Consider the following 1,000-nt stretch of genomic DNA (forward strand, 5'->3'; position numbering starts at 1 on the left):
ATTAACCACGGCTATCGGGTAAGTTTCGTTCAGATGAATGAACTGATCCGTCTCTTAAAAACAGAGGAAATCAGCCGCAACTCCAGAGCAAAGATAAAACGCATGGTTGGCTCTGACCTGGTGATCATTGATGACCTGATGTTTATGGCCATTGACCGTCACGAAGCAAATCTCTTTTTTCAATTGATCAACCAGCTTTACGGGCAGACCTCCATTATCATCACATCCAACAAAGGCCCGGAAGAATGGGGTGATATTCTGGGTGATCCGGCCATTACAACCGCTATTTTGGATCGTTTAATCCACAAAAGCGAGGTTATTCATCTAACTGGCGACAGCTATCGTCTGAAGCATCGTCAAACCATTTTTGGTAACAATTAGGTGTCCAAAATTATTTAACGTTTTTTGTTCAAAACTACTTGACGGTTACAACAGGGCCATTTTGCAGCGGATTGTTGACAGAAAAATCAAAGTTGACGCTACACGGGCTATGGGTTTGTATCCGACCTCCCAGGAAATCGAAAGTTACGTAAAAGAACAACGTGAAATGAGTAAAGATAATGCTGATTTCAAGAGTCTTTTGGGTGGTTGGAGTATATCTGAATCTAAGTATTACAACCTTATGACACCAATCTGGGCTGATTCTATTGTAATCGATAAGTGGTATAAACAAGTCGTATTGCAAAATATCAGTAAACCGGATGACCCAGAGAAAGGATAATCACATACTTAAACAAATAGATTCCGCCATAGCTCTTAGCTTTGTTAATGATTTATTAGCAGATAGATATTGTAAAAACTTTGGCAGACCAGCAAAAGAGCTGGAGATGATGCTGAGAATACAAATATTAAAATATCTATACAACCTGTCTGATGAACAGTTAATACAGGATTTGAGCGTAAATCTGGCTTACAAATGGTTTGTAGGACTTAACCCCGAAGACCCCTTGCCTGAAACCAGCCTGCTAACCAAATTCCGTACCCAACGCTTAAAGGATAT

Annotated in this window: 3 protein-coding genes; all 3 read left to right on the forward strand. The window is 40.1% G+C overall.

Annotated features, from left to right (window positions below; all coding sequences use genetic code 11):
- On the forward strand, positions 1 to 381 hold a 381-nt coding region (locus AAV90_RS13570), incomplete at its 5' end, for an ATP-binding protein (RefSeq protein WP_198142868.1).
- A complete protein-coding gene (locus AAV90_RS13575; protein ID WP_207642079.1) occupies positions 368 to 721 on the forward strand; it encodes a hypothetical protein in 354 nt (117 codons plus the stop codon). The genes AAV90_RS13570 and AAV90_RS13575, both read left to right, overlap by 14 nt.
- Positions 702 to 1,000, forward strand: a 299-nt coding sequence (locus AAV90_RS13580; protein ID WP_046500105.1) for a transposase, incomplete at its 3' end; no start/stop codon positions are given. The genes AAV90_RS13575 and AAV90_RS13580, both read left to right, overlap by 20 nt.

The sequence above is a fragment of the Syntrophomonas zehnderi OL-4 genome (genome assembly GCF_000983115.1).
Lineage (GTDB): Bacteria > Bacillota > Syntrophomonadia > Syntrophomonadales > Syntrophomonadaceae > Syntrophomonas_B > Syntrophomonas_B zehnderi.